This is a genomic window from Ruegeria sp. S84 (assembly GCF_056583445.1).
On record NZ_CM152618.1, the window covers coordinates 321,839 to 343,445 of the forward strand.

Consider the following 21,607-nt stretch of genomic DNA (forward strand, 5'->3'; position numbering starts at 1 on the left):
GCGGGCTGGGTCAGCACCAATAAGATAAAATGAGATTTGATCAGAAAAGCTGGTAAGACCGTCGTCAGGTTATCAGCTACGCCGAGCTAGCCCGGGGCTTACCGATACGCCATTTCGCCACGCGTTCAACCCGTTGCAGCGTCGACAAATCCGCTCTCCAAACCCTTCGCTCCAGAATGGAGTTCTGCAACGAAGACATGGGCGTTCTTGCGGCACGTCATTGTGGGCGCGAGCCATGATCGTATCTGCTTCGTTGTCGGGGTCTTCCATCAGTTCTTAGCCTCGATTTCTGTTTTGGTTTATACAGCGACTGGAAAAGAAAGTTCCGAGCCCTAAGCCTTGAGATTGAAGGAGCTGCCCATTTCAGTCGGTCCAATGGGACGGCCTGTAATCCGAGGGGATTTAATAGGACGAACCGGCATTCCTTCGTTCTCAGCAGCTTGGACAGCGAAAGTATACCGAGAACCGTTTCCGCATCCTCGCGGTCGGGCTCGTTGATCTGATGATCTGTCGTCTGCCTCAGAGATGAGCGACTCGGAGTAGAGGTGCCGAAGTTGAGTCTCTGAAACGCCATCCGCTTCCATAATCAATTGCACCATGGGATCGGCCAAAAGTTGGTCGAGCAAGAACTGCGACAACTGCTTTGAAGACAATTTATCCTTTGCGCGGGCTCTCTCCAAATCAGTAAGAGAAACGGTCAAGGTACGCGCCAGACCGGGGTGAGATTTCCGTGGATGCAGACAGATTAGCACTGATGCTTTCCAGGCTTCTGGATCCGAATAATCTGGTGGTGCGGAAAGCTCAGTTTCTATGTCGTATTCGCCCGCCGGGAGTAATTCGTCAAAGTCAGGGAAAGTAAACGGCCTGGAAAAGACTGCGATTGTCTTGCTGATTATCTGGTTCATTTGGTTAATTCTCTTTTGCTGATACCGCTCGCTCGGAGATGCAGACAAGAACAAGCCACCCACTCCCGGCAGGGTATTATTAGTTTTGAGGTTTAGGCTTTGGTTTTTCGGGGACGACGTCAGGCGCTTCAGACGTAACTTCTTTTTTCGGCGCGTCCGCATCGTTTTCCTTCAGTGCGGCAGCCGCTCTGGTCGTCAGGTCTTTGAAAGACATCATTTTGATCCTTTGATTGTCCGCAACACCCACGAGCCCAGATAGGGTGTGAAAAGTGAATGCGGCTACGTCCAATATAGGGATTGGGTGCCTCATTTACTACGTAAAGCCGTAGAATAAGACGGATGGCTGAAGCAGAACCGAGGCGGCGGCAGCTTGGCGCGCTATTTTCGATTCGAGTATGGGCGATCAGTGTTCGCTGCGTTGCAGTCAACCAAAGCGCTATCACCATGGAAGACTTTTGCTACATCGGGTGCAGCCATGCCGCGCGAGAGCGCGCTATACTTCATTCTCAGCTTCACCTCGCCACCAGGGCGAAGCAGCCAATTGGTGTTTTCTACAACGATATGATCACTGGTGGCTCCGACGAACGTGACGCCAGCAGGGAATATTAGACCCGCCGCATCAGTGTCCTGGAGTCCGATCGCAAGGATCGACCGGGTATTCGAAGGACTGTCTAAAGTCACACACTGCATTGAAGGTATAGGATAATTCATTTGCAAGGGATTTGGATTTGACTTGGTCTTCGTTTCGATCACTTCCGCCCAAAGCGTAAAAACATCTGTGTAAAGCCCGTCGATCGCGTATCCCGAAACGGGATCGGTACCCAGCAGGATGGCCTCACCCAGACGCAGGTTGTTGATCTTTCCGGTCGCCCCCTTGCCAAGCGCCCATGGCAAACTGGCGGAGCCGCCGCCTGACACTGTTTCCAGAGCGGGTCCACTTGCAAGTTTGGTGTCGGCGGAAAGCGACGAAAGCAATTCCATTGCTCCTGCAGAGGGTGCCACATGACCCAGACAGGCAAAATTTGCGCCAATCCCCTTCAGAGAAATCCCTTCCATTCTAAGAATTTGAGACACAGTGCTTTCAAGGTGTTCAGGCAAGATGCCATCCCGCATATCCCCCATTTCCACCATCAGGATAATATTGTGAGTAATGTTCTTCCCCAGCGCCTCGATGGCCAGGCTGGCGATAATGTCCATCTCTGTGTTGAAGCTGACATTGCAGTTATCAACAACTTGCGCGACCTGGCTCAGCATGGGCGTTCGGATCAAGGATATGGAGCACGAGATCCCAGCGTCGCGCATACGTATGATATTGCTGATCCGCGCGTCCGCCAGCCCTGTCGCGCCACCTTCAAGCATAGCATTCGCAATCTCAGGATGACCGCAAACGGCTTTTGTCACACCTGTCACCGTAATTCCGCGGGGTCTAAGGTGGTCGACCAGGAACCGTGTGTTGTACCGAATTTTGTCCAGATCAACGTCAATACGCAGCTTGCTCATTCAATCGTCGTAGCAGGTACGGGTTGCAAGCGCGGAAAGGCAGATAGAACCATATTCACCAAGTTTTTTGGAGGACGGTTCAATGCGTCAGTGACCGGGAGATACAATTTGCGGTTATAGTCTGTGATGGCCTTTGAAATCTCAATATCATTCATTCCTTCATGGTTGATCGTCATGCCAATTACCTCTGTGTTCGCAAAAGCCTCGATCAGGGTGATTTCATCGCAAGGGTCGGGCATTGTCATGTTGGGGAAATCACATCGACGTTTTCGTTTGGGCGCGTGTTGAAGAATAACTGCATGTGGCTGACTGCCTCGCAGAATGAAGGCTGATGTGCAAAAGGCCGGATGGCTTAGCGCGCCCTGGCCCTCGATCACTATGACATCCGGGTGTTCATCTTCAGATGCTGCAACAACAGCGCGCTCAAGCTCGCCACAGCAAAATTGCGGCGGCACCGAATCCATCGCGACACCATACTTGGCGCCCTGCATCAATCCTGTCTGGCCGGTACCGACCAAAACTGTTTTGATCCCATGCGCGTTAAGGGCACTTGTCAGGATTGTCGCGGTTGTACGCTTTCCAATTGCACAATCGGTGCCGAACACCGCGATGCGGATCGCCTGGACGTCTCCAACACTGCCATCTAACAGGCGCAGGTCGCGATTAGGCCGCGGCTTGCGAATGTCGCGTATCGTGACATCGTGAATTTTGGCAAATCCGGCGAGCTCTTTGTCATCGCAAAGAAATTCATGCAGCCCACTGACGATGTTCATTCCGAGCGTTATCGCATCCACAACAGCTTCGCGATCTTCAAGGGACATTCTGCCGCTGGCCGGCGCCATTCCGTAAATAAACGTGTCGGGGATAGTAGCTTCATTAGCGACGGCGGCATCAAGATCATCGAAGATGGGAACCTGATTTGCGACATTATCAAGCACTTTGCCACTGTCACAACCGCCATACGTGCTGTCGATCACCGAAAGAACGCGATAGGCCTGTGAATGTCGAACGAGACCATTAGCCGTCTTGCCATCGATCTTTGCGAAGTTTCCTTCGCAATACACAATTGCAGTCGGTGTATCTGTCACAAGTGTCTTGCGGTGAAGCTCTGGAAAAACTGCTTGTTCAGGCGGCAGCTTTTGCGCATTGCTGGCAATTAACTTCCTGTCATCCGACGCAATGGGTAGGGGTTTCATATCTGTTCCTTTTGGGAGTGTGAAACGCGCCGTCCTTGGTAAGAACGGGCACAAATTGTGAAGTTTGGAAAAATGGGCTCTCTGCCTGAAACCTCAATTGTTCAGAACACACTGACCTTCTGACTGATGATAGTTTCTGTGGCATTCCCACCTATTACCGGATCGGTCGATATGGGCATTTGCCGGTAGCTCGATTGCATTGCAGCGATCACCGGACGCCTCGTAACCACGTTCGCATTTCCATCCAACTCCATGGATCGCGTCATCGTAGAAAGCATTTTCAGGCACAAACACGGCATCGCACCGTCCGTCGCGCTCAAAATACCCACGCTCGCACGTCCAGGGACGCCCGCTGGTTGATGCGTTCAGAAAAGCGTTTTCCGGCACCGCTACTGCCACGCATGCTTCTCCGTCTTTTTCGTAGCCACGGTTGCAACGCCATGCAGATCCATAAGTGCTATTCGTCAGGTAAGCATTATCCGGCACCACGATTTTCTGGCAGCTATCGTCTACTCTTGTGTATCCACGCAGGCACCGCCACCTCTCACCTGATGGATCGAGATATCCACCCTCAGGCACAATCACTTCAGTGCATGAGGTGCCGCCAACTTCAACAAAGCCATGCATACATGCCCACCCTGAGCCATAGGTTCTGTTTGTGGGGTAGGCATTTCCCGGCACGACAATGGCCACGCATTCTTCGCCTTTCAACCGATAGGACAAATCGCATTCCCAACCGTCGCCATACTTTTTGGGATGCGCGTTATCCGGGATCGAATTTGTTTCGGCCGATGCGGGACTTGATGAGATAAAGGAGCCCGCCAAACTGCTGAAGACGCCAACAAACAACGCAGCCATTAAGTGAGCGCAAAACCGGTACTGATTTTTTCGATTTGCCCTGATGCAAACGGCGTTGTCCGAATGTTGAGTGATTGAGTTACGATCCATCCAGGTTCAGCCCCTCGATACAGGCCTGCGCCAGGTCTTTGTTAGGAGTTTGGGATCCCGGCACCGTTGCCCAGCCAGCCGCCATGACGGCATCCTTCTGCTTGAAAGAAGAAGCCTCTTTGATCGTCGTTATTTTTTCGGCGCGTTGGGCGTCAGTTCTCGCCATGTCGACGCAGACCGGAACCAACGCAGCGATTACATTATCGCGGGACATGGCGTTGGCCATCTTGTCCGCGCTACCGCCGGTCATCCATCCACCCCATGAAAATCCAACGACGCCTACGAAAACCCCGCCGATCAGAGCACCGTAGATTCCGGGTTTAAGCCATTCGGGCGTGTTCATAATCTATTCCTCCTGCGGGGAAAGCGCCGCATCGCTGTCATTGTTAGATGTGGCCAAGGTCTGGTCGTGCTTAAGCGCCAGTTCAAAATCTTCTGGGTCAATTGGGCGCATTTCCGTGCGGCCTGGCTTGCTGCCTTTGCCCTGAACTGTCAGGTAGGTTCCGGTTCTGCGATATGCTTCGAAACTCAGGCCCTGTAGTAGTTCTTCTTCAACAACTACTTCATACTCGCCTGCAGGAAGTTCATCCGGGTAGCCGGACAAAGAGAACGGATTTGAAAACGTCACCAAAGAACTGGACGATCTCGTGCTCACCTTGGTCCTCCATATAGTTTGTTGGATCTTCCCCGCGCAGTCTGCCGCGGTACACGCTCGTAAGCGCTGCGGTAGTACTGGCGTTGTAATTTAGAATAATGTGCGAATGGCAGACGCGCGCTGATCGATGTTAGTCTGCGGCCAATGACCTGAGATTTTATTGGAATTTCAAATGCATTTGGTGCCCGAGGATCAGGTACTGTAAAAAATTGACTAACCTGCGTCAGTGCAACGATGTTTGGATTCCGGCAACGTGATGTGTGTTGGCGGGATATTTGCTGGCGTGTTCTTAACGAGTAATTGAGAAGCGCAGGAAATCCAGTACCGCAATCGGACTGTATTTATCTTGCGCTTCTTTTTCAGTGAAATCCCAAATCTGCCGAAGCGAATTCCGTCTCTAACAGGCAACGATCATCAAAATCCCGGCATCGCTGTAGGGGTGAACTTATTGCTTCAACAGTGGCCCGGCCTGATCCAGATAAGTGGGGTCAAAACCGGCCAACGTCACCAGTCCGTCATAATCATCAAATACCACTTGCCCGGATTGAAAAGTAACCAGCCCCTTTTCCCGCAGTTGCCGTAGGACACGATTAACATGCACGGCACTCAGTCCCAGCGTATCGGCAAGATGGTATTGTGTCAGTGGGCAGGTATATCCCATCTTGGTTGCCATCCCGACCTGAGTCAGCCTCACACCAAGTTCCAAAAGAAAATGCGCCATGCGCTCACCCGCATCTCGCCGTCCTATGTTGACCAGGTGCTCAACCACCATCGCTTCATCTCTAGAGACCGCCCAAAGGATTGCTGTCGCCAGCCGGGGCGTTTGCGCAAATGCTTCCAGGAGATCATCCACTACTACTTCAATGGCTTGGATTTCCATGATTGGTTCTATGCTGTGATCCGAGGTGTGCAATAGAACGCTTCGCAAGCCCAGAAAGTCACCCGGTATTTGGAAATCGACGATCTGACGCGACCCGTCAGTCTGGGTTTTGTAGGAACAAACCCAGCCCGAGGCCAGAATGTAGGCCGCCTGCTCTGATTGCCCTTGATGCACAAGGTCACGTCCGGCTTCAAAGGTTCTGCGACGCTTGTGCAGGCGTGCCAATACCGCAAGTTCAACCTCAGTCAGAGCGACGAAGTTTGAAAGCTTTCGGGTGAGTGGACTATTTTTGATAGTGCGCAAGTGTTCTTCCTTCATCGATGAGCAGCCCGCGAAACTATCCGACGCCAAGACTGCTTTCGATCAGTTAAGTATACAGCAATCTATGCCAGTATGGTGCAATTCATCGTGGCGCTTCCATGCTTGGACGCCTGTTAGAAAAGGACGTCTACCATGGCTGACCGGCAAGACCATTCAGGAATGGCCGCACTCTCAATTTGTGAAGCGCTTTTGCTTGCAATTAAAGATCGTGAGCTTCTGCCCGAACATGAAATTGTGGGAGTTCTGCATGACGCAGCTGCTGTCCACGAAACAGCGGTCGGCAATAACGATGAAAAGGACATGCACCAGGCCGCCGCTGTTCTGATAAACAAGATCATTGCTTCCGGCTATCGCGTTCGGCAGTAACGTTAATTTCCTGTCAGAAAAACAAGATTACGCTCGTCAAAAAAGCATAACAACAAATAGAAGCACTATTGGTGCTTCGTTCCCGATCAATTCAAACACGAAGCAAGAACCAAAGATCCAATCTCTGCAATATCTCAACTTAATGAAAAATTCCACGACCGCGAATTACTCCCTCTTCCCCGCCACCTGCATGAGCCACAACGAGAATTTGCTTACTGGCTGAAGGCCCGCATGGCCTGTCCTGCTGCACTGCCTGCGACAACGCAAACGTTGGCTTTGTTCGGCGTCTAAGTTGCTGATCCTATGTGCAGCGAAACTACAGTTTGATAGTATCGCATCATCATAGCTTTGAATGACCGGTCTGGCGACAACAGCTGCAACGCAGCGATGAATGTGCTGCTACAGCAAATCAATGCTGCGTCAGCAATTGCCGCAATCGCACAAGTCCGGTTTGTCCGCATTGCGGCCGTTGTTGCAACGCGCGGCGAATGGCCGGACAGAGCCCAAAATCCGTCAATTGGCAGAACAGTATCCCAACAGAAAATCGATACTAAGCTTCTGGGTCGCTCGAAGTTTTTTCGAGCTCAGCGAGTTCCTCCCAAACGCCTTCAGGGATGGACCACGCTGCCCATTCCATCGCCTGTTGAACATGCTGAGGCCATGTCACTCCGCAAACGGTCGAAATGATGTCGTCATTTTTCAAAGAGTGTTGCAACGCGACCGCCCCGACCGGGACATCGTAGTGTCCGCATACCTCTTCAACAGCACGGATTGGCGCAAGTACTTCATCATCTGCCGGTCGATAGACATAAAAGCGATGGATCGCGCTTCCTCGGGCAAGTGCACCTCCGGAATAAGGTGCTGCGTTCAATATCGAAACGCCTCGTGATTTCGCGAGTTCTATCAGAGGTGCCGCGTTGTCGTTTACCAGCGTATGCCTGTTGTGTGTCAGGACCACGTCAAAATCCCAACTCTCCAAAATTGGCATCATCAAGTCGATACGTCCCGCCGCGATTCCGACCGCCTTGGCCAGGCCTTGCTCCTTGATACGGAACAACTCTTCAATCGCGCCACCTGGTCCTTTGACCTCTGATAGGTCATTTGCGTATTCGATATCATGGACGTGGAGTATATCAACGCTGTCGACGCTAAGGGCCGCAAGACTTTCCTCGAATGATCTACGTGCCTGAGAAGCATCAAAAGCACCGGTTTCCATATCCCGGTCGATTTTGGTGGAAAGCACCCGCCCGTCCGGCCACCCACCAAGCTCATGAATGACTTTTTCTATGCGCTCTTCACTTCGCCCCATGGCATAGCAACGGGATGTCTCCAGGAACGCATTTGGCTGCGAAAGAATTGCCCGAATTGTATCAATCGCGCGGTCTTCATCAACCTCATACCCGTAGATTTCCGGGATACTTCCCAACCCTGTCGATCCAAACCCGACGCGAGGAACCCGTATCCCTGTCTTACCAATTTCGCGTAGCTCCGCCATGCCAACCTCCCAATTGGTTCCGGACATTCACAGATGTTGCGCGAGTAATTTATTGAAAACAAGTCAGACTTGTCGCTGGAGTTACCCTCTAGCCTAAACGCAATTGTTCAAGCCGCAAATTCGCCAGGCTTTTCGCGAATGGTAGAAGTGTCCACAATGCAGACATTCACTGAATGCTGCTTAACAGCCAACTGAGCGCGGCACTGCGAAACGTCGCGGGGCTTCACTCGAATGCTCTATGGATGTTCTTGTCACTCATCCACAACACGAAACTCACCGGAAGGCGCATCAGTAGGTGGTTCTTCAAACTCATTGGAAATCAGACCGCGACGGATGAGTTCTCGAATGGCGGCCGCTCTGGAAGGCAATCTGTTCTCGAACCGCCAATCATCGATGGCTTTAAGCTCTTCGAGGTCGAGCATCAGTTGTAGTTTTTCCGTGCGCTTTGGTGGTCGATTTTGATCAGACACTGGCATGACCTCAGTAGCTTACGTCAGTTACTCCAAGCATGTATGGCAATGGGCCTGTGTGTCTACATCAATCTTGGCATGTTGTGCCGGATACCCAGGATCATGAAGCGCCCCATGATGTGTCGGATACCTATGTTAAGTATATGATTTTATTTGAAATTTTATGAGCCGCTCTTAGGTTTTACTCCGCAAGCAACGAAACGGAGTGAAAATGATACAGCAAGTCTTAAAGTCTGAAGTTCAGGAAGAAACCAACGACACAGGCATCGACAAGAACGCCTGGATCGCCAACGCGGTGACGGAAGTACTGGCCGATACCATGGTCCTGGTGGTGAAAACACAAGGCACACATTGGAACGTCGTGGGCCCGCTATTCCTGCCGATCCATGAACTGACAGAGCGTCAGTATCGCGACCTGTTCGAAGCTGCGGATGAATTGGCCGAGCGTGTGCGTGCGTTGGGTCAGGTGGCACCGATCTCGTTCACGGACATGGTTAGCCAAGCCAAGCTGACCGAAGAAGAGACGGTTAAAGATGCAGAGGGCATGATCAAACAATTGGTCGCAGACAACGAAGCGATTGCTCGGAACCTGCGTGAGACTGCCGCGACCGCTGCCCGTTATGGCGATGGAGCTACAGAGGATCTGATGAATGCCAGGATGGCGAAGCATGAAGAAGCGGTCTGGATGCTCAAGGCAATTGTTGCGGCCTAATTGACGGCTCCCCTCGATTTGAACGAAGGTTTGCGAAGAAAGGAAAAACGATGACACGTGTTGGGTACGAGAAAAAGGCACAGCTGCAACTGGATAGTTGGAATGCCCAGATTGATGTTCTCGAAGCCAAGCTGAAGGTGGCCGAAGCGGACGCCAAACTCGAGCTCGAGGAGCAGCTCAGCAAGCTCTACAAGGCAAGATCTGACGCAGAGGCTCAACTGAATGATTTGAAGTCGACTAGCGACGAGGCCTGGGAAGATGTCAAAAAGGGCTACGAAGCTGCATGGAGCGATATGCAGAGTGCTTTGAAAAAAGCGGCCGACCGGTTCTCGTAGAGCTGTGTTTGTGAACAAAGCTCGTGTCGTAAATGGGGACCGGAATGCAAACACCTAGAGAATTAGTGAGGTATTTTCGCGGGTTCCTAACTATCCCTGCCGCCATTAGTCTTTCAGGGCTTTTGGTGGCTGGGATTGTCTTCAAGACGGAGCAAGCGCTCGCGAGTTGGGGTTGGTCCGCTTCCGATTGGCTGAGCGTTTCTAATCGCACTGCGAGCGATGTACTAAGCGCAATCACGGCAGCATCCATGTCCGCGTTGGTCATGGTCTATTCCATTGTTTTGCTGGTCTACACCTTAGCAGCCGGATCAATTGGGCCCAGGCTCTTGCAGCGCTTTGGCGAAGACAGGGTAAATCAGATTGCAGTTGGCTCACTTGGAGCGACGTTTTTATACAGCTTGTTGATCTTGTGGCTGATACGCGATGACACATCCGTCAATTTGGCCGTTGCGATAGGAATAGTCTATTCGATCATCTCAGTTCTTTTGCTGCTGCTCTTCGTTCATACAGTATCGACGCGTGTAACCATTGATCAGGAGGCGGCGCGGATTTCTGAAGCCTTGGATCGGCAAGTGAGCACCGCAATCGAAAACAGTGCAGATATTCCATCTTCAGAGGCGGTCCCTGAGGAGGGAGACAAGCGCCAAGTCTCGGCTTCGGGCACTGGATATGTGAACTCGATCAATACCGAAGGTCTGGTGGGTGCCGCCAAGGAATCAGGAGCCGTGGTCGTTTTTGATGTGCAGCCAGGTGACTTCATGGTTCCAACGGACACTTTGGCCAATGTTTTTGGTGACAGTGACGAGAGCCTCGATGATCTTGTGCAAGCGGCAGCTCCGTTGATCCCCGCGCGAGATCCTACCGGAGATATCCGCTTTTCTGTCCATCTGCTCGTTGAAATCGCACTTCGGGCTTTGTCGCCGGGTGTCAACGACACGTTTACCGCAATAGTCTGCATCGACCGTCTATCGGCATCTCTGGCTCGAGCCTGGTCGTCAAAGCTCTGCACGGGTGTGTATCGGGATGATGGCGGAAACGTGCGGGTGATTTACCCGTCCATCACGGCTGAGGCACTGTTTCACGACTCGATGCCAGCTCTGCGACGCGCTGCCCGGAGTAATGGCCTCGTAACGGCCGCCCTTATTCGAGCTTTGGTGCGCATCGCGGAGGCAGCTCCAGAAGAAGATTTGCGAGCTGTTGTAGATGAACTATCTGCGGTCAGAGATGAGACCCGAGAAAGCGATATGCTAAAGCGCGATATTGATAAGTTTTGCGGCCAAGTTGAAACCGCAATTGAACGATTTTAGTCAACCGTCCTGGACAATTGCAGGTCCAGTGCGGCTGGGGGGTGGTTTGTGAGTGGGCCATCCCCCAACTTATAGAGAAGTTTTGAGGCGCGCGCTCGGCTTCAAGTTCAGAAAGACAACCGGTGGGCTTCAAAAGAAATCGACAGCATTGTCTGCTTCTCGAGATATTCAAAGTCCATTTCAGAATGGCCGCTTCGGGCTGCGATCAGCTAATTGTGTAAGACGCATCCAGCAGAGTCATGGCTCCCAAAACTACATTCCACCACTGGGTAAACCCGACACCAACTGACAGCTATTTTTAATCCAAGTATTTTATCACAAACTTGTTGTTCTTTTCGTTGTGAATGTCCCAATAACTCTTGGTGATCTGGCTTGTGATTTGGCCGGGAGATCCATCACCGATATATTGTCCATTCACTTTGGTCACTGGCATGATCCCACCGGCAGTTGAAGATATGAAAACCTCGTCGGCACCTAGGAGGTGGTCGTGGGGTATGTCGACGGCTGAGCAGTCGATATCTAAGTTCGTGCAAATGTCGAAGACCGTCTGACGAGTCACCCCGAGAAGCACTCCGAGCTTTGGTGTTAGAACTCTTCCGTCGATGACGGCAAAAATATTGAATCCGGGTCCTTCAGACACGTTTCCATTTGTATCGACAAGGATCGCCGTATCGGCACCGCGGTCGTAAGCCTCATAGAGGCCTCTCACCAGATCCAACCAGTGATAGTTCTTCACAGTTGGATCGACTGAATTAGGCGGAATGCGGACCAAGGATGATATTGCTGCATGTAGCCCATGCTTCATCTGCTCTGGATTAGCCACCGATCCAAATGGGATTGCGAAGGCGATGAACTGGTTGACGGCATCACGTGGATCCCGGCTGAATGTTGGAGACATGCCGCGTGTACAAATGAACTCGACGTAGGAGTTCTTTAACCCTGACAGTGCAACGCAGTTATGCAGAATCTCGATGACCTGTTCTCGGTCATACTCAATTGACATATGCAGCTTTTCCAAACCTGCAAAGAACCGATCAAGATGATTTTCGAGTCGAAAGAAGGCTCCGTTCCAAACATGGACGACATCATACGTCGCGTCGGAATGAAGTAGCCCATAGTCCAGCACAGAAATCTTGGCTTCCGAAATCCGCAAATACTGCCCGTCCATGAAAGCCACGCCAGGAGGATATTTTTTGCGTCAGAGTAACGCTCGGAGAGATAGGGTAATACAGTCATGAACAAAAGCTACTGGAGTGCGGACAGAAATCGCAATGTCCGTTTTGAGCTGCGACCCGCCGAATGCAGGTGCAGTATGCCTTCGAATTTGCAGACTAGTTTTCATCAGATGCTGACTAATCGCTCAATTTGAGCATTCTCTTTGTATCGAATGCCTCGACGTAGTTTTTCTCAGTGAATGGAGAATATTGCTTTGTCGTGCCCGTACGTAGTGCAAACTGTTCAGCGAAATCTTCCAGTTGAAGTTCGACCTTGCCTTCCATTTTGGCCTTGGTGAGGGTATCAATCAACAGCTCGATAACCAGGCCCCAGCGATGAGCGCACGCGAAGTCGAGCCGACGTAGAAAGCCCTGCGTTGCCAATTCTTCGATATTAATTTCCGCTTCGTCCGCATATGCGTAAATGAGTTCAGCGAGTTGTTCTGCGTCTTTCTTTAGACTGATTTCATCGAAGTGAACGGGATCCACAAGCGCATCTAGTTGCTCGTACGAACGCACATAATCGGACAAAACAGGCACCCCTGAAAGGATCAACATCAAAGGCCAACGTGGCTCTTTCATCATTGACTTGAAGCTGTCCAAAAAAATTCTGTTCGACTTCGCATCCTTTGCAAAAACGTGCTGGCATTCATCATAGTGAAGCCGAATTGAACCCCACAACCTAGGCAAGAAGGTTCCCGAAACTACGCGGTGAATTTCGAAGTGCAGCACACTCCGTCTTGACATAGTGACACGAACTGGTTCAGCTTCAGGTCATGACGTACTCACGCATCCACTGCCATCGAATATCGGCCTGAGGTCGATAACCCACGCGAAATCCGTGGGAGGCAGCATTGGTATGCGGGCGAGGCTTATATCCTTGTAATTGCTCCAGATTAGAGTGCACGAGTCGGTTCGATTCCGACGCCTCCTACCATCCCCCGGAGGAGTCCGACATGGCGGACGACGTTGCGAACGCAATTGATTTCAACGACATCAAGCAATCGGTCGAGGAGAGCCTCGGCCGCACATACAATGGTTGGGCCGGCTTGGTCACGACGCTCTTCTCAGAGATCAAACAGTACTGCGATCAGAAACAAATACCCTATCCCGTCGTTCTCCAGATCAAGGAAAAACTGGGGGAGCTCCGTATCTACCACAGGTGTGATGATCGAAACATCCAGTCGATGATCATCACCACGATTGCACGAGCAAATCGTACCTGTGAGCGATGCTCAAACGCTGCTGAGACCCAACTTCTGAACGGCTGGTACACGACCCTGTGTTGTTGGTGCGCGCATGATGTCGCGAGCAAGCGCCATCCTGAATGGAAGAGGTTCTTTGGCGTTCGGAAAAATCCCGTTCGGGACAGGTTGACCTGCTCAATTTGTGGATATTTCGGTCAGATCGACCGAACGGATGAGCGCGGACGTTGTCCTGCATGTGTCACGAAAGGGTGGTGAGTGATGCTCAAAATCGTCGTCTATGTGAATGAGCGCGAAGTTGCCCGGGCCCATGCAGGAAATGTCAGCGACGATATTAGTGGGCTCTGCGACTACGAAGTGCGCGTGAGCGAACGAGAATCCGAGCAGCACGGTATCGAAGAGAAAGCAGTCCGCTTTGAGGTCTCACAGCATGATCGTAAGCAAACCGTGTGGTCACTGGTTGAGAAGATCGCCGCCATGTGGCTGGAGATGACCGGTGCGCGAGAGCCCCGCACTTAGGCTGATGACGTGACGCGCGCATTCCTGAAGCTGAGGAAAGCTGGGCCACAGAAGGCCTTTGGCCGTATGTTTGTTGATTTTGGTCAGGCGCACTTGGAAAAAGTTGACTTCGCCCCATTCCGAAAATTATTGCGGGACTGCATCATCCGCCACTGGCCAGTTGCTGCCGGAGAAACCGTATTGGGGATAGTGCAACCGGAACGGAAACTACATTCAATCATTACGGCTTCTCAAGAAACAGGCATCGGGCAATCGCTAATTGAGCAGTTTCTGGTTCACGCTGGCGCAATTGGTTCTGACGACGACAGGCCTGCGGCACGCAAGACTTTTGAAGCCGCAAAATATGCTGAATTGTTGGCTGAAATACCGACGCTGGTCGGCCCAATCGCCATGCAACGAGCGATGGGCGCAACAAAAGGAGAGTTTGCATCGCTGGCTCAAAGTGAGATCCTAGTGCGACGGATTCCCAACGCAAAAGTAAAGTCACCTTGGCGCATTTCAGATGGTGTCGCATTGGTTGATGAACTCCACGAGCTCGCGATGTCAATCGAAGCAATTGACGAGAGCTGGGAGCGGATTCAAGACGCTAAAAACCGCACTAATCTGAGTTTAGCCGCTATCATCAAGCAGGTGCGAGTGCAGAAACTCCAACTAGGACGGCGGGTGGATCTTGAAGGCTACACCGCTTTTTGCGTTCTGAAAGAAGAAATCGATGCGATGAAACACGAAGAAGTAGAGTCCACAGGTGGTCCAATTATGACTGCGGCTGCGTTTGGTCGTTCGGTTGGAATCCGTACTCAAGGATGGTTTGAAAGGCTTTCTTCTGCCGGCCATACACCAGCAACTCGTAGGCCGCATCCAAAATACGGTGGTGACTGGACCTATGCCTCAATCGGAGACATTGAGGAGTTCCAGAAACGCTTCGTGACTTCGAAGACAATTAGAGACGACTTTGGTCACTATAGGAGGTTTTTGCTAAAGAAACTGAATAGGTTTGCGCCAAACGGCGAGGACTATGGACCGCTTTTTCTGCGCGAGGATGTCGAAGCTTTACTGCATCAAGATGGTTGGTTGGAGCCAAATCGTCGACGAAATGAGTAAAATTCCGGCGTTCAGTGAGTTTACTTGTTAGAGCGTAGTGCGCAGAAAGCTGACTTTGCAAAGTCGAGCGGACGGCCCTAGACATTTGGTCAAAGCGCGGCCTTGTCGAAAATGCGAACGACCCAATCGAGGAAGACCCGGACGCGCGGAGAGAGCTGCCTGTTCTGCGGGTAAAAAGCAGCCAGCGGAGTGGGCGACGGTGGCGCATCCGGTAAAACTTCTACAAGGCGTCCCGCTCTCAAGTCTTCCAGAAAACGATATTTCGGCGCTTGTCCAATCCCAAACCCGTCTCGGATTAGATGATGCACTGTGTCCGCGTCATTTGCTGCAACCAGCGCTGGTAACGTAACTTCCTTAAGCTTGTCACCGCTCTTGAACTCCAGCGGCAATACGGCGCTAGTGCGCGAAGACAGGAAGCCGACCATCTGATGACCTTTCAGATCGTCAACCGACCTTGGAGTGCCAAATTTAGCTAAGTACTCTGGACTCGCACAGGTGATTTCGGGGAGATCAGTCAGGTGTCGCGTGATCATGCCGCTGTCATCAGGAATGCCGGCTCGGATGACGCAATCAACGCCCTCGCGCACCAGATCCACTAGGCGCTCTGTCTGACCGAGTTGAAGGGTGATTTTGGGATGCGTCGCCAAAAAATCAGTCAAATGCGGTAGCAGGAAAACCCGCGTCAGAGTGCCAGGGGCGTCAATGCGAAGCAGACCTGAGGGCTCGTGTCCGCGCAGTGCTCCTTCAGCTTCCTCCAGATCAGCTAAAATCGACGCGCATCGTTGGTAATAGGCTTGCCCATCCGGTGTTGGAGCCACGTGGCGGGTTGTGCGATCCAGCAGCCGACTACCAAGGTCACGCTCCAGCCTCTGGATGGCTTCGCTTGCGGTAGACCGCGGAATGTTCAGGTCAGAAGCTGCCTTTGTGAAGCTTCCGCGTTCCAGCACCCGAACAAACAGGCGCATGGTTTCAAATCTATCGATCATTGTTCGCTTTTATCGAATTGTGATTCCAATTCAAGGCACATTATCTGGATCAAGTCCTCGTCTATCTTCGCTTCAAACAGAAAGGAGATTGACATGGTACGCAAACAACGAACCGCAATTGTAACCGGCGCCAGTAAAGGGATTGGTGCAGCTATCGCACTCCGCCTGGCGCAGGATAGCCATGTAATCATTGCCAATTATGCAAGTGATGAGGCCGGAGCGAACGAGATTGTGGACGCGATCAAAAAAGCTGGCGGCCATGCAATCGCAGTTCAGGGTGACATTTCTGATCCATCCTGCATGCCAAGATTGTTCGATGCGGCTGAACAGGAGTTCGGCACTGTCGATGTTCTGGTCAACAACGCGGGTATGATGCGACTGAGTGCGGTTGCATCTACATCTGATGCTGACTTCGAGGCTCACTGCGCCATCAACATTGGCGGTGTGTTTCGCGGCATGCGCGAGGCTGCCAACCGTATGAACGAAGGTGGCGCGATTGTCAGTCTGTCCTCCAGTGTTGTCGGGCTCTATCAGCCGACTTACGGTGTCTATGCGGCGACGAAAGCTGCTGTGGAAGCGATGACCCATGTGCTCGCCAAAGAACTTGGCTCACGTGACATCACCGTGAATGCCGTTGCGCCTGGGCCAGTTGGGACCGACCTGTTCATGACTGGAAAGCCCGAGGCGGTGATCGAGAAGATCAAAGAGGTGAACCCGTTTGGTCGGCTCGGAACCCCTGAAGACATCGCTGCTGTTGTTTCGCTTCTGGCCGGACCTGATGGTCGTTGGATCAGTGGGCAAACTCTTCGCGCCAATGGCGGTGTCATCTGAAAAGCTTAGCCCGAAGTTTCCAGTAGAATTGCCTTTGAGTAGCGAGCAGGAGGGCATCCAACATAGCGGGAAAAGGCCGTACTGAAGGCACTGGAGGACCCATATCCTGTCTGGGCAGAGATTTCGGCAATGCTGAGGTCGCCTGTTCGGAGCATATGCTTTGCCAATGTCATCCGCCAGTTCTGCAAATAGCTCATTGGGGGCATTCCCATGACCCCTTCGAACCGTGTGAAGAATGCAGATCGGGATAGCCCTGCTTCGGTTGCAAGAGCTTGAACAGTCCAGCTGTGAGCCGGAGCCGCGTGCATGGCTCGCAAACTGGGCCCAACCCGCACGTCTGCCAATCCATGCAAAAGGCCAGCAGTCGGTGCCGGGTCCGCGCCAGACCGGAAGGCTTCGATCAATAGGACTTGCAATAGGTTCTCGACGATCACATCTCGCGCCGGCCGGTTTGCGCGCGCTTCATCGCGAACAAGCCCCGTAAGCGCAGCTAACCGACCCTCACCGCGGACAAAGATCAGATCAGGCAGTAGAGAGATCAATAAATCAGCGTCCGGGCTGGCAAAGGTGCAGTGCCCTACGAGTTGCTGAACTTCTGGATCCGCATCAGTCGTCCCAAGCTGGAATACTCCCTCTTCACCCTCCACAGGGTGGTTGACCAAATCATCGGGTGGTGGAGGGTCCATGCTTGAGAAGGTGAATGACTTGACCGCAGGGATCAGTACAAAGTCACCCGCATTCAAAACCAAGGGTTCTTTCCCTTCGACCTCCAAGCATGCACGTCCAGTAAGAAGAGAACAGTAAAACGCCTCGTTTAGGTCGTCACGATGCACCCGAAACGGCCCCGATGCATGCACCAGTTTTGAATAGGACGCTTTGGGTTGAAGGAGGCTGATGATTTCAGAGAATGGATCTGCCAATTTGGACCATTGATAACAAATAATGGATGAATGATTATATATAATACCGCCCACGTCCTCTATTTTCAAGACATCAAAAAATAGGAGACAACGTCATGAAGACCGTATTGATCACAGGATGTTCTTCGGGATTTGGACTGGAGACTTCGCGCTTCTTCCTTGAACAGGGCTGGTCGGTAATCGCAACAATGCGCAAGCCAGATGAAACACTATTGCCGGTATCAGATCGTTTGGCGGTCCTGCCATTGGATATCTCGGATTGCGAGAGCATTACAAAGGCAGTGGAAGCTGCGGGCCCTATCGACGCTTTGGTCAACAATGCTGGCGTGGGCTGGCTTTCCCCTTTTGAGGGCACATCAGAGGACAACCTGCGCCGAATTTTTGAGACCAACACGTTCGGCACCATGAACATGGTCCGTGCGGTGCTGCCACAAATGCGCGCCGCAGGATCAGGGGTGATTGTGAATATCTCCTCCAGCGTCACGCTCAAACCGCTGCCGCTGGCTTCGGTCTACACGGCCAGCAAAGCTGCGGTGAACGCCTTCACCGAATGCCTTGCCCTTGAACTGGCTCCGCTGGGTATCCGGACCCATATCGTTCTACCAGGTCAGGCCCCAACGACGAATTTTGGCAAGAACGCAATGGCAATGATGTCAGAATCCAATGACACGCCTGAAGGCTTCAAGCCGTTCGTCGAGCAAACCATGGCGGCCTTCATGAACACCGAAGGGAAGGAGTTCACCTTCTCCGAGGATGTCGTTCAGGCAATCTGGAGAGCGGTCACCGACAGCACATGTCCACTTCGGATCCCCGCTGGAAAGGACTCAGTCGCTCTGGCGGCTTGACACCTTCAACAATCAGAAGAAGCCCTCTCTAAAAACCAGCATGGCCGACCTCAATGGCCGGCCTTTTTACCTCAAGCTAGGATTTTTCTCGAAGTATCCCACGTATGCCGCGCCTTAACCGCATTAAGCCACTCAACGGCAACCTTCGCGCCACCAAAAGGATAAAGGTGAACCGCAACATCAGCTAAATTGCGTCGTTGCAGCCCTTGTTCGATCAAGCAGACCAGACGGGAGAAATCTACGATCCCGTCCACGGTGACACTCACGTTGTTCAACCCGCCAGCCGAAACCCCGAATGAGCGTGCAAACCTGAGCAGGAGATCCTTTTTGGTCGGCCCAGGTATCCCAATTTGGATCGGCTGGCTAACACCAATGTTTCGAAGCTGGCTTGTCCAGTTGAGAATTCTGTCGGGATCAAAGGCAAGTTGAGTTGTTATGCTCACGCTGCACCCGTAGGACTCCAGAAGTTTTATCTTCTGCTCCAGTAGGGCCACGTCCGAACGATAGCCTGTGGCAGCGTTCCCCTCAGGAAAACCCGGTAAGGTGACCCTCTTGATCGCATATTTTTCAATCCACTCCGTTCGAAGGAGATCCATCGTGTTGTTGAATGGCCCCGACGTATTTGATGGGTCACCACCAACGACCATGACTTGTCCCTGTGCGCCCGCAAACCGGAGTTTTTCGGTCAGGTCAAACAAGTGTTTCTTTGATTTAAGGCGACGAGCTGCAAATATCGGCACCGGCAATAGTCCGGCGTCGTCGATCCGGCGCACCATTCGCAGCCTGTCGTAATCATCCTCATCATTCAGCCAGGCCACATTGACAGGGGTTCTCGCAGGAATAAGGGGTACGGCTGTTGTGAGATCCGCAATCGTCTTTCCTGTCGCCTCAAGTGAATAGAAATTCAAATCCATCAAGGAAACCATCCTCTGAAAGGGCTGTGAATTCATTGGGAGGGCGGTTGGCTAGAACCCGTGCATGCGTTTGGCCCATTGGTATCCAACAATCAGGCCCTTCATGACCGGCAACAGTGCCAAGGCACCGACTACTGCAATGACCGATATGCTCAAAGCCAGGACCCAGGGTTCTGGCCTCCATGTCACCCAGGCGATGTGCAACGCAAACCCCATAAGGTGGCCAACGATCAAGATCGTAAGATAAGCCGGACCATCATCCGCCCTCTGATGGCTCAGATCCAAACCGCAATTCGAACACTCATCGTTCACTTTGATGTAGCTGTGCAGTAGTTTGCCTTCCCCGCATCTGGGGCACTTGAGGCGCATCCCGTTCATGATTGCGGGTTTGATGGGGCGCTCTTCACTGTCGTCGTGGGTGTCAATTGCAAGGTCGGACATCTTTGATCTCCTTCGGTCGTGCCTCAGATAGTCCATCTTCAGACATAATGCAATCAATTACCAATCAATATGATTGCAAGTGCGACAACATGTTGAATTTCGCCTGAAATACTGATAAATACGATAGACACAATCTTATACATTGAATGGAATGATGCGTTGAAGTCATGGACGCCGAATCTGCGCGACGACGGGAAACCACTCTATGTCCAGATCGCGGAAGCGATCAGACATGATGTAGAGACAGGTGTGCTAAATGCAGGTGACAGGCTTCCGCCTCAACGCAGCGTCGCCAAGCTTGTTGGCTTGGATTTCACAACTGTCTCTCGCGGGTACTCTGAGGCTGCGAAGCGAGGGTATATCGACACCTTTGTCGGCCGGGGCTCGTTTATCCGGAACCCAGAAGAAACAGCAGAAAAAGCAGACCCACGCCGCGCGCTGGAAGAAGACCCAAACATGAACATGCCCCCGGAGCCAGATGATCCGGCTCTGGTGGCCCGTATGGAACAAGGCCTCACACATGTTGCTGCAAACTTAGTTCCTCTGCTTCGCTACCAATCCATTATCGGGAGCCGGCAAGACCGGGAGACCGCAGCGCGCTGGATGAACATCAATGATATCGACGTTACAGCAGACCAATTGGCAATCACGCCTGGCGCACATGCCAGTTTGCTGTCGATCCTGACATTGCTCACCAAGCCCGGAGACACCGTGATCTGTGAGCGCGTGACCTATCCCGGTATTCGTGCCATCGCGGCCCAACTCGGTATTCGGCTAATTGGCGTGAGATCAGACGACAGCGGTATTCTTCCTAATGATCTGGATGCCGCTATCCAAGAGCACGCGCCTTCTGCTCTTTATCTGAACCCGACGCTGCAAAATCCCCTGACGCTTACAATTCCGATGGAGAGACGTCAGCAGATCGCGTCCGTTTTGGACAAGTATGGTTTGCCTTTGATTGAAGATGACGCTTGTCGTTTTGTGTCGTCGGATGCGCCACCGCCTATCTCACAGCAGATCCCCGAATTGGGGTGGTACATCGCGGGTTTTTCGAAATGTCTGGGCGCTGGTTTGAGGCTTGCGCTTACGGTGGTTCCGTCTGGGCTGTCGAAAACCCACTTCACGCGGGCCGTGCAGGCGTCGAATGTCATGGCGTCACCGATCACAACAGCTCTGATGGCACGATGGATTGAAGATGGAACAGCCGCGGCGGTGCAGAAGTTCGTCCGCAAAGAGGCGAACCGCAGACAGAATCTTGCGGCCAAGATCATGAAGGACCAAGACTTCGTGGGCAGCACCGAAGCGTTCAATATCTGGCTCAAGCTGCCCGAAGGATCGAGCCGAGCTGACGTGATGAGCCACATGGCCAATCGTCAAGTCGGAGTTATGCCGAGCAATGCCTTTATCGTAACAGGTGCACCCGACGAAGCGGTCAGGGTGTGCCTGGGAGGGCCAATCTCATACAGCCAGCTGACTGAAGATCTCGAGGCGTTAAACTATGCGATTACCCATCAGAATTGGGTTCCCTAGGTTGTTAGGCT

26 protein-coding genes and 1 tRNA gene are annotated in these 21,607 nt (G+C 52.2%); 11 read left to right on the plus strand and 16 right to left on the minus strand.

Annotated features, from left to right (window positions below):
* Window positions 1-332: 332 nt before the first annotated feature.
* The 8 genes from AC1DFB_RS01670 to AC1DFB_RS01705 all read right to left on the minus strand — a co-directional run bounded on the left by AC1DFB_RS01670 (window position 333) and on the right by AC1DFB_RS01705 (window position 6,402).
* Entirely contained in the window at window positions 333-905 is a 573-nt protein-coding gene (locus AC1DFB_RS01670; RefSeq protein WP_480921992.1) for a hypothetical protein, read from the minus strand.
* A gap of 79 nt (window positions 906-984) precedes the next feature.
* Window positions 985-1,119, minus strand: a complete 135-nt coding sequence (locus AC1DFB_RS01675) for a hypothetical protein (protein WP_256367863.1) — start codon at window positions 1,117-1,119, stop codon at window positions 985-987.
* Window positions 1,120-1,283: 164 nt separating this feature from the next.
* Window positions 1,284-2,405: an alanine/ornithine racemase family PLP-dependent enzyme gene (locus AC1DFB_RS01680; RefSeq protein ID WP_480921993.1), complete on the minus strand. Its 1,122-nt coding sequence runs from the start codon at window positions 2,403-2,405 to the stop codon at window positions 1,284-1,286.
* Entirely contained in the window at window positions 2,402-3,493 is a 1,092-nt protein-coding gene (locus AC1DFB_RS01685; RefSeq protein WP_480921994.1) for an N-acetyltransferase DgcN family protein, read from the minus strand. The genes AC1DFB_RS01680 and AC1DFB_RS01685 overlap by 4 nt, the downstream gene beginning before the upstream one ends.
* Before the next feature lie 201 nt (window positions 3,494-3,694).
* Complete coding sequence (locus AC1DFB_RS01690) at window positions 3,695-4,549, minus strand: hypothetical protein (protein ID WP_170596902.1); 855 nt, start codon at window positions 4,547-4,549, stop codon at window positions 3,695-3,697.
* Window positions 4,539-4,892, minus strand: coding sequence for a hypothetical protein (locus AC1DFB_RS01695; RefSeq protein ID WP_170329075.1), 354 nt, complete (start codon window positions 4,890-4,892; stop codon window positions 4,539-4,541). The genes AC1DFB_RS01690 and AC1DFB_RS01695 overlap by 11 nt, the downstream gene beginning before the upstream one ends.
* Window positions 4,893-4,895: 3 nt before the next feature.
* Window positions 4,896-5,204, minus strand: coding sequence for a hypothetical protein (locus AC1DFB_RS01700; protein ID WP_170336653.1), 309 nt, complete (start codon window positions 5,202-5,204; stop codon window positions 4,896-4,898).
* 445 nt (window positions 5,205-5,649) lie between these two features.
* A complete protein-coding gene (locus AC1DFB_RS01705; RefSeq protein WP_170596903.1) occupies window positions 5,650-6,402 on the minus strand; it encodes a Crp/Fnr family transcriptional regulator in 753 nt (250 codons plus the stop codon).
* A 135-nt stretch (window positions 6,403-6,537) separates the two neighbouring features.
* Between AC1DFB_RS01705 and AC1DFB_RS01710 the strand changes: the two genes are divergently transcribed.
* On the plus strand, window positions 6,538-6,771 hold the full coding sequence (locus AC1DFB_RS01710) for a hypothetical protein (RefSeq protein WP_010442296.1): 234 nt from the start codon (window positions 6,538-6,540) through the stop codon (window positions 6,769-6,771).
* Window positions 6,772-7,321: 550 nt separating this feature from the next.
* On the opposite strand, the gene AC1DFB_RS01715 is transcribed toward AC1DFB_RS01710, so the two are convergent.
* Window positions 7,322-8,266, minus strand: coding sequence for an aldo/keto reductase (locus AC1DFB_RS01715; RefSeq protein WP_480921995.1), 945 nt, complete (start codon window positions 8,264-8,266; stop codon window positions 7,322-7,324).
* A gap of 251 nt (window positions 8,267-8,517) precedes the next feature.
* Window positions 8,518-8,736 (minus strand): hypothetical protein, encoded by a 219-nt coding sequence (locus AC1DFB_RS01720; protein WP_152456637.1) that lies wholly within the window; start codon window positions 8,734-8,736, stop codon window positions 8,518-8,520.
* 211 nt (window positions 8,737-8,947) lie between these two features.
* On the opposite strand from AC1DFB_RS01720, the gene AC1DFB_RS01725 reads away from it, so the two are divergent.
* From AC1DFB_RS01725 to AC1DFB_RS01735, 3 genes are read left to right on the plus strand one after another with little or no spacing between them, the layout of a single operon-like run.
* Window positions 8,948-9,448 carry a Dps family protein gene (locus AC1DFB_RS01725; protein WP_480921996.1) on the plus strand — a complete coding sequence of 167 codons (501 nt, stop codon included), beginning with the start codon at window positions 8,948-8,950 and terminating at the stop codon, window positions 9,446-9,448.
* Window positions 9,449-9,498: 50 nt separating this feature from the next.
* The gene (locus AC1DFB_RS01730) at window positions 9,499-9,783 is read left to right on the plus strand and encodes a sll1863 family stress response protein (protein ID WP_170416163.1); all 285 of its coding nucleotides are present in this window, start codon (window positions 9,499-9,501) and stop codon (window positions 9,781-9,783) included.
* 44 nt (window positions 9,784-9,827) lie between these two features.
* Window positions 9,828-11,090 carry a DUF2254 domain-containing protein gene (locus tag AC1DFB_RS01735; protein ID WP_480921997.1) on the plus strand — a complete coding sequence of 421 codons (1,263 nt, stop codon included), beginning with the start codon at window positions 9,828-9,830 and terminating at the stop codon, window positions 11,088-11,090.
* A 298-nt stretch (window positions 11,091-11,388) separates the two neighbouring features.
* On the opposite strand, the gene AC1DFB_RS01740 is transcribed toward AC1DFB_RS01735, so the two are convergent.
* Both AC1DFB_RS01740 and AC1DFB_RS01745 read right to left on the minus strand, forming a co-directional pair.
* On the minus strand, window positions 11,389-12,258 hold the full coding sequence (locus AC1DFB_RS01740; RefSeq protein ID WP_480921998.1) for an aminotransferase class IV: 870 nt from the start codon (window positions 12,256-12,258) through the stop codon (window positions 11,389-11,391).
* 184 nt (window positions 12,259-12,442) lie between these two features.
* Window positions 12,443-12,886, minus strand: a complete 444-nt coding sequence (locus tag AC1DFB_RS01745) for a hypothetical protein (RefSeq protein WP_480921999.1) — start codon at window positions 12,884-12,886, stop codon at window positions 12,443-12,445.
* 261 nt (window positions 12,887-13,147) lie between these two features.
* Between AC1DFB_RS01745 and AC1DFB_RS01750 the strand changes: the two genes are divergently transcribed.
* From AC1DFB_RS01750 to AC1DFB_RS01765, 4 genes are all read left to right on the plus strand, one after another.
* Window positions 13,148-13,241, plus strand: a tRNA-OTHER gene (locus AC1DFB_RS01750).
* A 19-nt stretch (window positions 13,242-13,260) separates the two neighbouring features.
* A complete protein-coding gene (locus AC1DFB_RS01755) occupies window positions 13,261-13,767 on the plus strand; it encodes a hypothetical protein (protein ID WP_480922000.1) in 507 nt (168 codons plus the stop codon).
* 3 nt (window positions 13,768-13,770) lie between these two features.
* A complete protein-coding gene (locus AC1DFB_RS01760) occupies window positions 13,771-14,028 on the plus strand; it encodes a hypothetical protein (protein WP_480922001.1) in 258 nt (85 codons plus the stop codon).
* Between the two features lie 9 nt (window positions 14,029-14,037).
* The gene (locus AC1DFB_RS01765; protein ID WP_480922002.1) at window positions 14,038-15,129 is read left to right on the plus strand and encodes a hypothetical protein; all 1,092 of its coding nucleotides are present in this window, start codon (window positions 14,038-14,040) and stop codon (window positions 15,127-15,129) included.
* Between the two features lie 89 nt (window positions 15,130-15,218).
* Here the strand turns inward: AC1DFB_RS01765 and AC1DFB_RS01770 are convergent, their stop codons facing one another.
* The gene (locus tag AC1DFB_RS01770) at window positions 15,219-16,115 is read right to left on the minus strand and encodes a LysR family transcriptional regulator (RefSeq protein WP_480922003.1); all 897 of its coding nucleotides are present in this window, start codon (window positions 16,113-16,115) and stop codon (window positions 15,219-15,221) included.
* Between the two features lie 93 nt (window positions 16,116-16,208).
* On the opposite strand from AC1DFB_RS01770, the gene AC1DFB_RS01775 reads away from it, so the two are divergent.
* Window positions 16,209-16,946, plus strand: a complete 738-nt coding sequence (locus AC1DFB_RS01775; protein WP_480922004.1) for an SDR family oxidoreductase — start codon at window positions 16,209-16,211, stop codon at window positions 16,944-16,946.
* Window positions 16,947-16,951: 5 nt separating this feature from the next.
* Here the strand turns inward: AC1DFB_RS01775 and AC1DFB_RS01780 are convergent, their stop codons facing one another.
* Window positions 16,952-17,920: an AraC family transcriptional regulator gene (locus tag AC1DFB_RS01780; RefSeq protein ID WP_480922005.1), complete on the minus strand. Its 969-nt coding sequence runs from the start codon at window positions 17,918-17,920 to the stop codon at window positions 16,952-16,954.
* A 41-nt stretch (window positions 17,921-17,961) separates the two neighbouring features.
* On the opposite strand from AC1DFB_RS01780, the gene AC1DFB_RS01785 reads away from it, so the two are divergent.
* Window positions 17,962-18,711: an SDR family oxidoreductase gene (locus AC1DFB_RS01785; RefSeq protein WP_480922006.1), complete on the plus strand. Its 750-nt coding sequence runs from the start codon at window positions 17,962-17,964 to the stop codon at window positions 18,709-18,711.
* Window positions 18,712-18,782: 71 nt separating this feature from the next.
* Here AC1DFB_RS01785 and AC1DFB_RS01790 read toward each other — a convergent pair whose 3' ends face one another.
* Together AC1DFB_RS01790 and AC1DFB_RS01795 are read right to left on the minus strand one after the other, a co-directional pair.
* Window positions 18,783-19,625 carry a methylenetetrahydrofolate reductase gene (locus AC1DFB_RS01790; protein ID WP_480922007.1) on the minus strand — a complete coding sequence of 281 codons (843 nt, stop codon included), beginning with the start codon at window positions 19,623-19,625 and terminating at the stop codon, window positions 18,783-18,785.
* A 51-nt stretch (window positions 19,626-19,676) separates the two neighbouring features.
* Window positions 19,677-20,066, minus strand: a complete 390-nt coding sequence (locus tag AC1DFB_RS01795) for a DUF983 domain-containing protein (RefSeq protein WP_480922008.1) — start codon at window positions 20,064-20,066, stop codon at window positions 19,677-19,679.
* Between the two features lie 159 nt (window positions 20,067-20,225).
* Between AC1DFB_RS01795 and AC1DFB_RS01800 the strand changes: the two genes are divergently transcribed.
* Entirely contained in the window at window positions 20,226-21,596 is a 1,371-nt protein-coding gene (locus AC1DFB_RS01800; RefSeq protein ID WP_480922009.1) for an aminotransferase-like domain-containing protein, read from the plus strand.
* Window positions 21,597-21,607: the final 11 nt, after the last annotated feature.

What these genes read in the sequence shown, in the direction of transcription:
- AC1DFB_RS01670 (WP_480921992.1), bottom strand. Translation starts at nt 905, where the DNA reads ATGAACCAGATAATCAGCAAGACAATCGCAGTCTTTTCCAGGCCGTTT.
- AC1DFB_RS01675 (WP_256367863.1), bottom strand. Translation starts at nt 1,119, where the DNA reads ATGTCTTTCAAAGACCTGACGACCAGAGCGGCTGCCGCACTGAAGGAA.
- AC1DFB_RS01680 (WP_480921993.1), bottom strand. Translation starts at nt 2,405, where the DNA reads ATGAGCAAGCTGCGTATTGACGTTGATCTGGACAAAATTCGGTACAAC.
- AC1DFB_RS01690 (WP_170596902.1), bottom strand. Translation starts at nt 4,549, where the DNA reads ATGGATCGTAACTCAATCACTCAACATTCGGACAACGCCGTTTGCATC.
- AC1DFB_RS01695 (WP_170329075.1), bottom strand. Translation starts at nt 4,892, where the DNA reads ATGAACACGCCCGAATGGCTTAAACCCGGAATCTACGGTGCTCTGATC.
- AC1DFB_RS01705 (WP_170596903.1), bottom strand. Translation starts at nt 6,402, where the DNA reads ATGAAGGAAGAACACTTGCGCACTATCAAAAATAGTCCACTCACCCGA.
- AC1DFB_RS01710 (WP_010442296.1), top strand. Translation starts at nt 6,538, where the DNA reads ATGGCTGACCGGCAAGACCATTCAGGAATGGCCGCACTCTCAATTTGT.
- AC1DFB_RS01715 (WP_480921995.1), bottom strand. Translation starts at nt 8,266, where the DNA reads ATGGCGGAGCTACGCGAAATTGGTAAGACAGGGATACGGGTTCCTCGC.
- AC1DFB_RS01725 (WP_480921996.1), top strand. Translation starts at nt 8,948, where the DNA reads ATGATACAGCAAGTCTTAAAGTCTGAAGTTCAGGAAGAAACCAACGAC.
- AC1DFB_RS01730 (WP_170416163.1), top strand. Translation starts at nt 9,499, where the DNA reads ATGACACGTGTTGGGTACGAGAAAAAGGCACAGCTGCAACTGGATAGT.
- AC1DFB_RS01735 (WP_480921997.1), top strand. Translation starts at nt 9,828, where the DNA reads ATGCAAACACCTAGAGAATTAGTGAGGTATTTTCGCGGGTTCCTAACT.
- AC1DFB_RS01740 (WP_480921998.1), bottom strand. Translation starts at nt 12,258, where the DNA reads ATGGACGGGCAGTATTTGCGGATTTCGGAAGCCAAGATTTCTGTGCTG.
- AC1DFB_RS01745 (WP_480921999.1), bottom strand. Translation starts at nt 12,886, where the DNA reads ATGAAAGAGCCACGTTGGCCTTTGATGTTGATCCTTTCAGGGGTGCCT.
- AC1DFB_RS01755 (WP_480922000.1), top strand. Translation starts at nt 13,261, where the DNA reads ATGGCGGACGACGTTGCGAACGCAATTGATTTCAACGACATCAAGCAA.
- AC1DFB_RS01760 (WP_480922001.1), top strand. Translation starts at nt 13,771, where the DNA reads ATGCTCAAAATCGTCGTCTATGTGAATGAGCGCGAAGTTGCCCGGGCC.
- AC1DFB_RS01770 (WP_480922003.1), bottom strand. Translation starts at nt 16,115, where the DNA reads ATGATCGATAGATTTGAAACCATGCGCCTGTTTGTTCGGGTGCTGGAA.
- AC1DFB_RS01775 (WP_480922004.1), top strand. Translation starts at nt 16,209, where the DNA reads ATGGTACGCAAACAACGAACCGCAATTGTAACCGGCGCCAGTAAAGGG.
- AC1DFB_RS01785 (WP_480922006.1), top strand. Translation starts at nt 17,962, where the DNA reads ATGAAGACCGTATTGATCACAGGATGTTCTTCGGGATTTGGACTGGAG.
- AC1DFB_RS01790 (WP_480922007.1), bottom strand. Translation starts at nt 19,625, where the DNA reads ATGGATTTGAATTTCTATTCACTTGAGGCGACAGGAAAGACGATTGCG.
- AC1DFB_RS01795 (WP_480922008.1), bottom strand. Translation starts at nt 20,066, where the DNA reads ATGTCCGACCTTGCAATTGACACCCACGACGACAGTGAAGAGCGCCCC.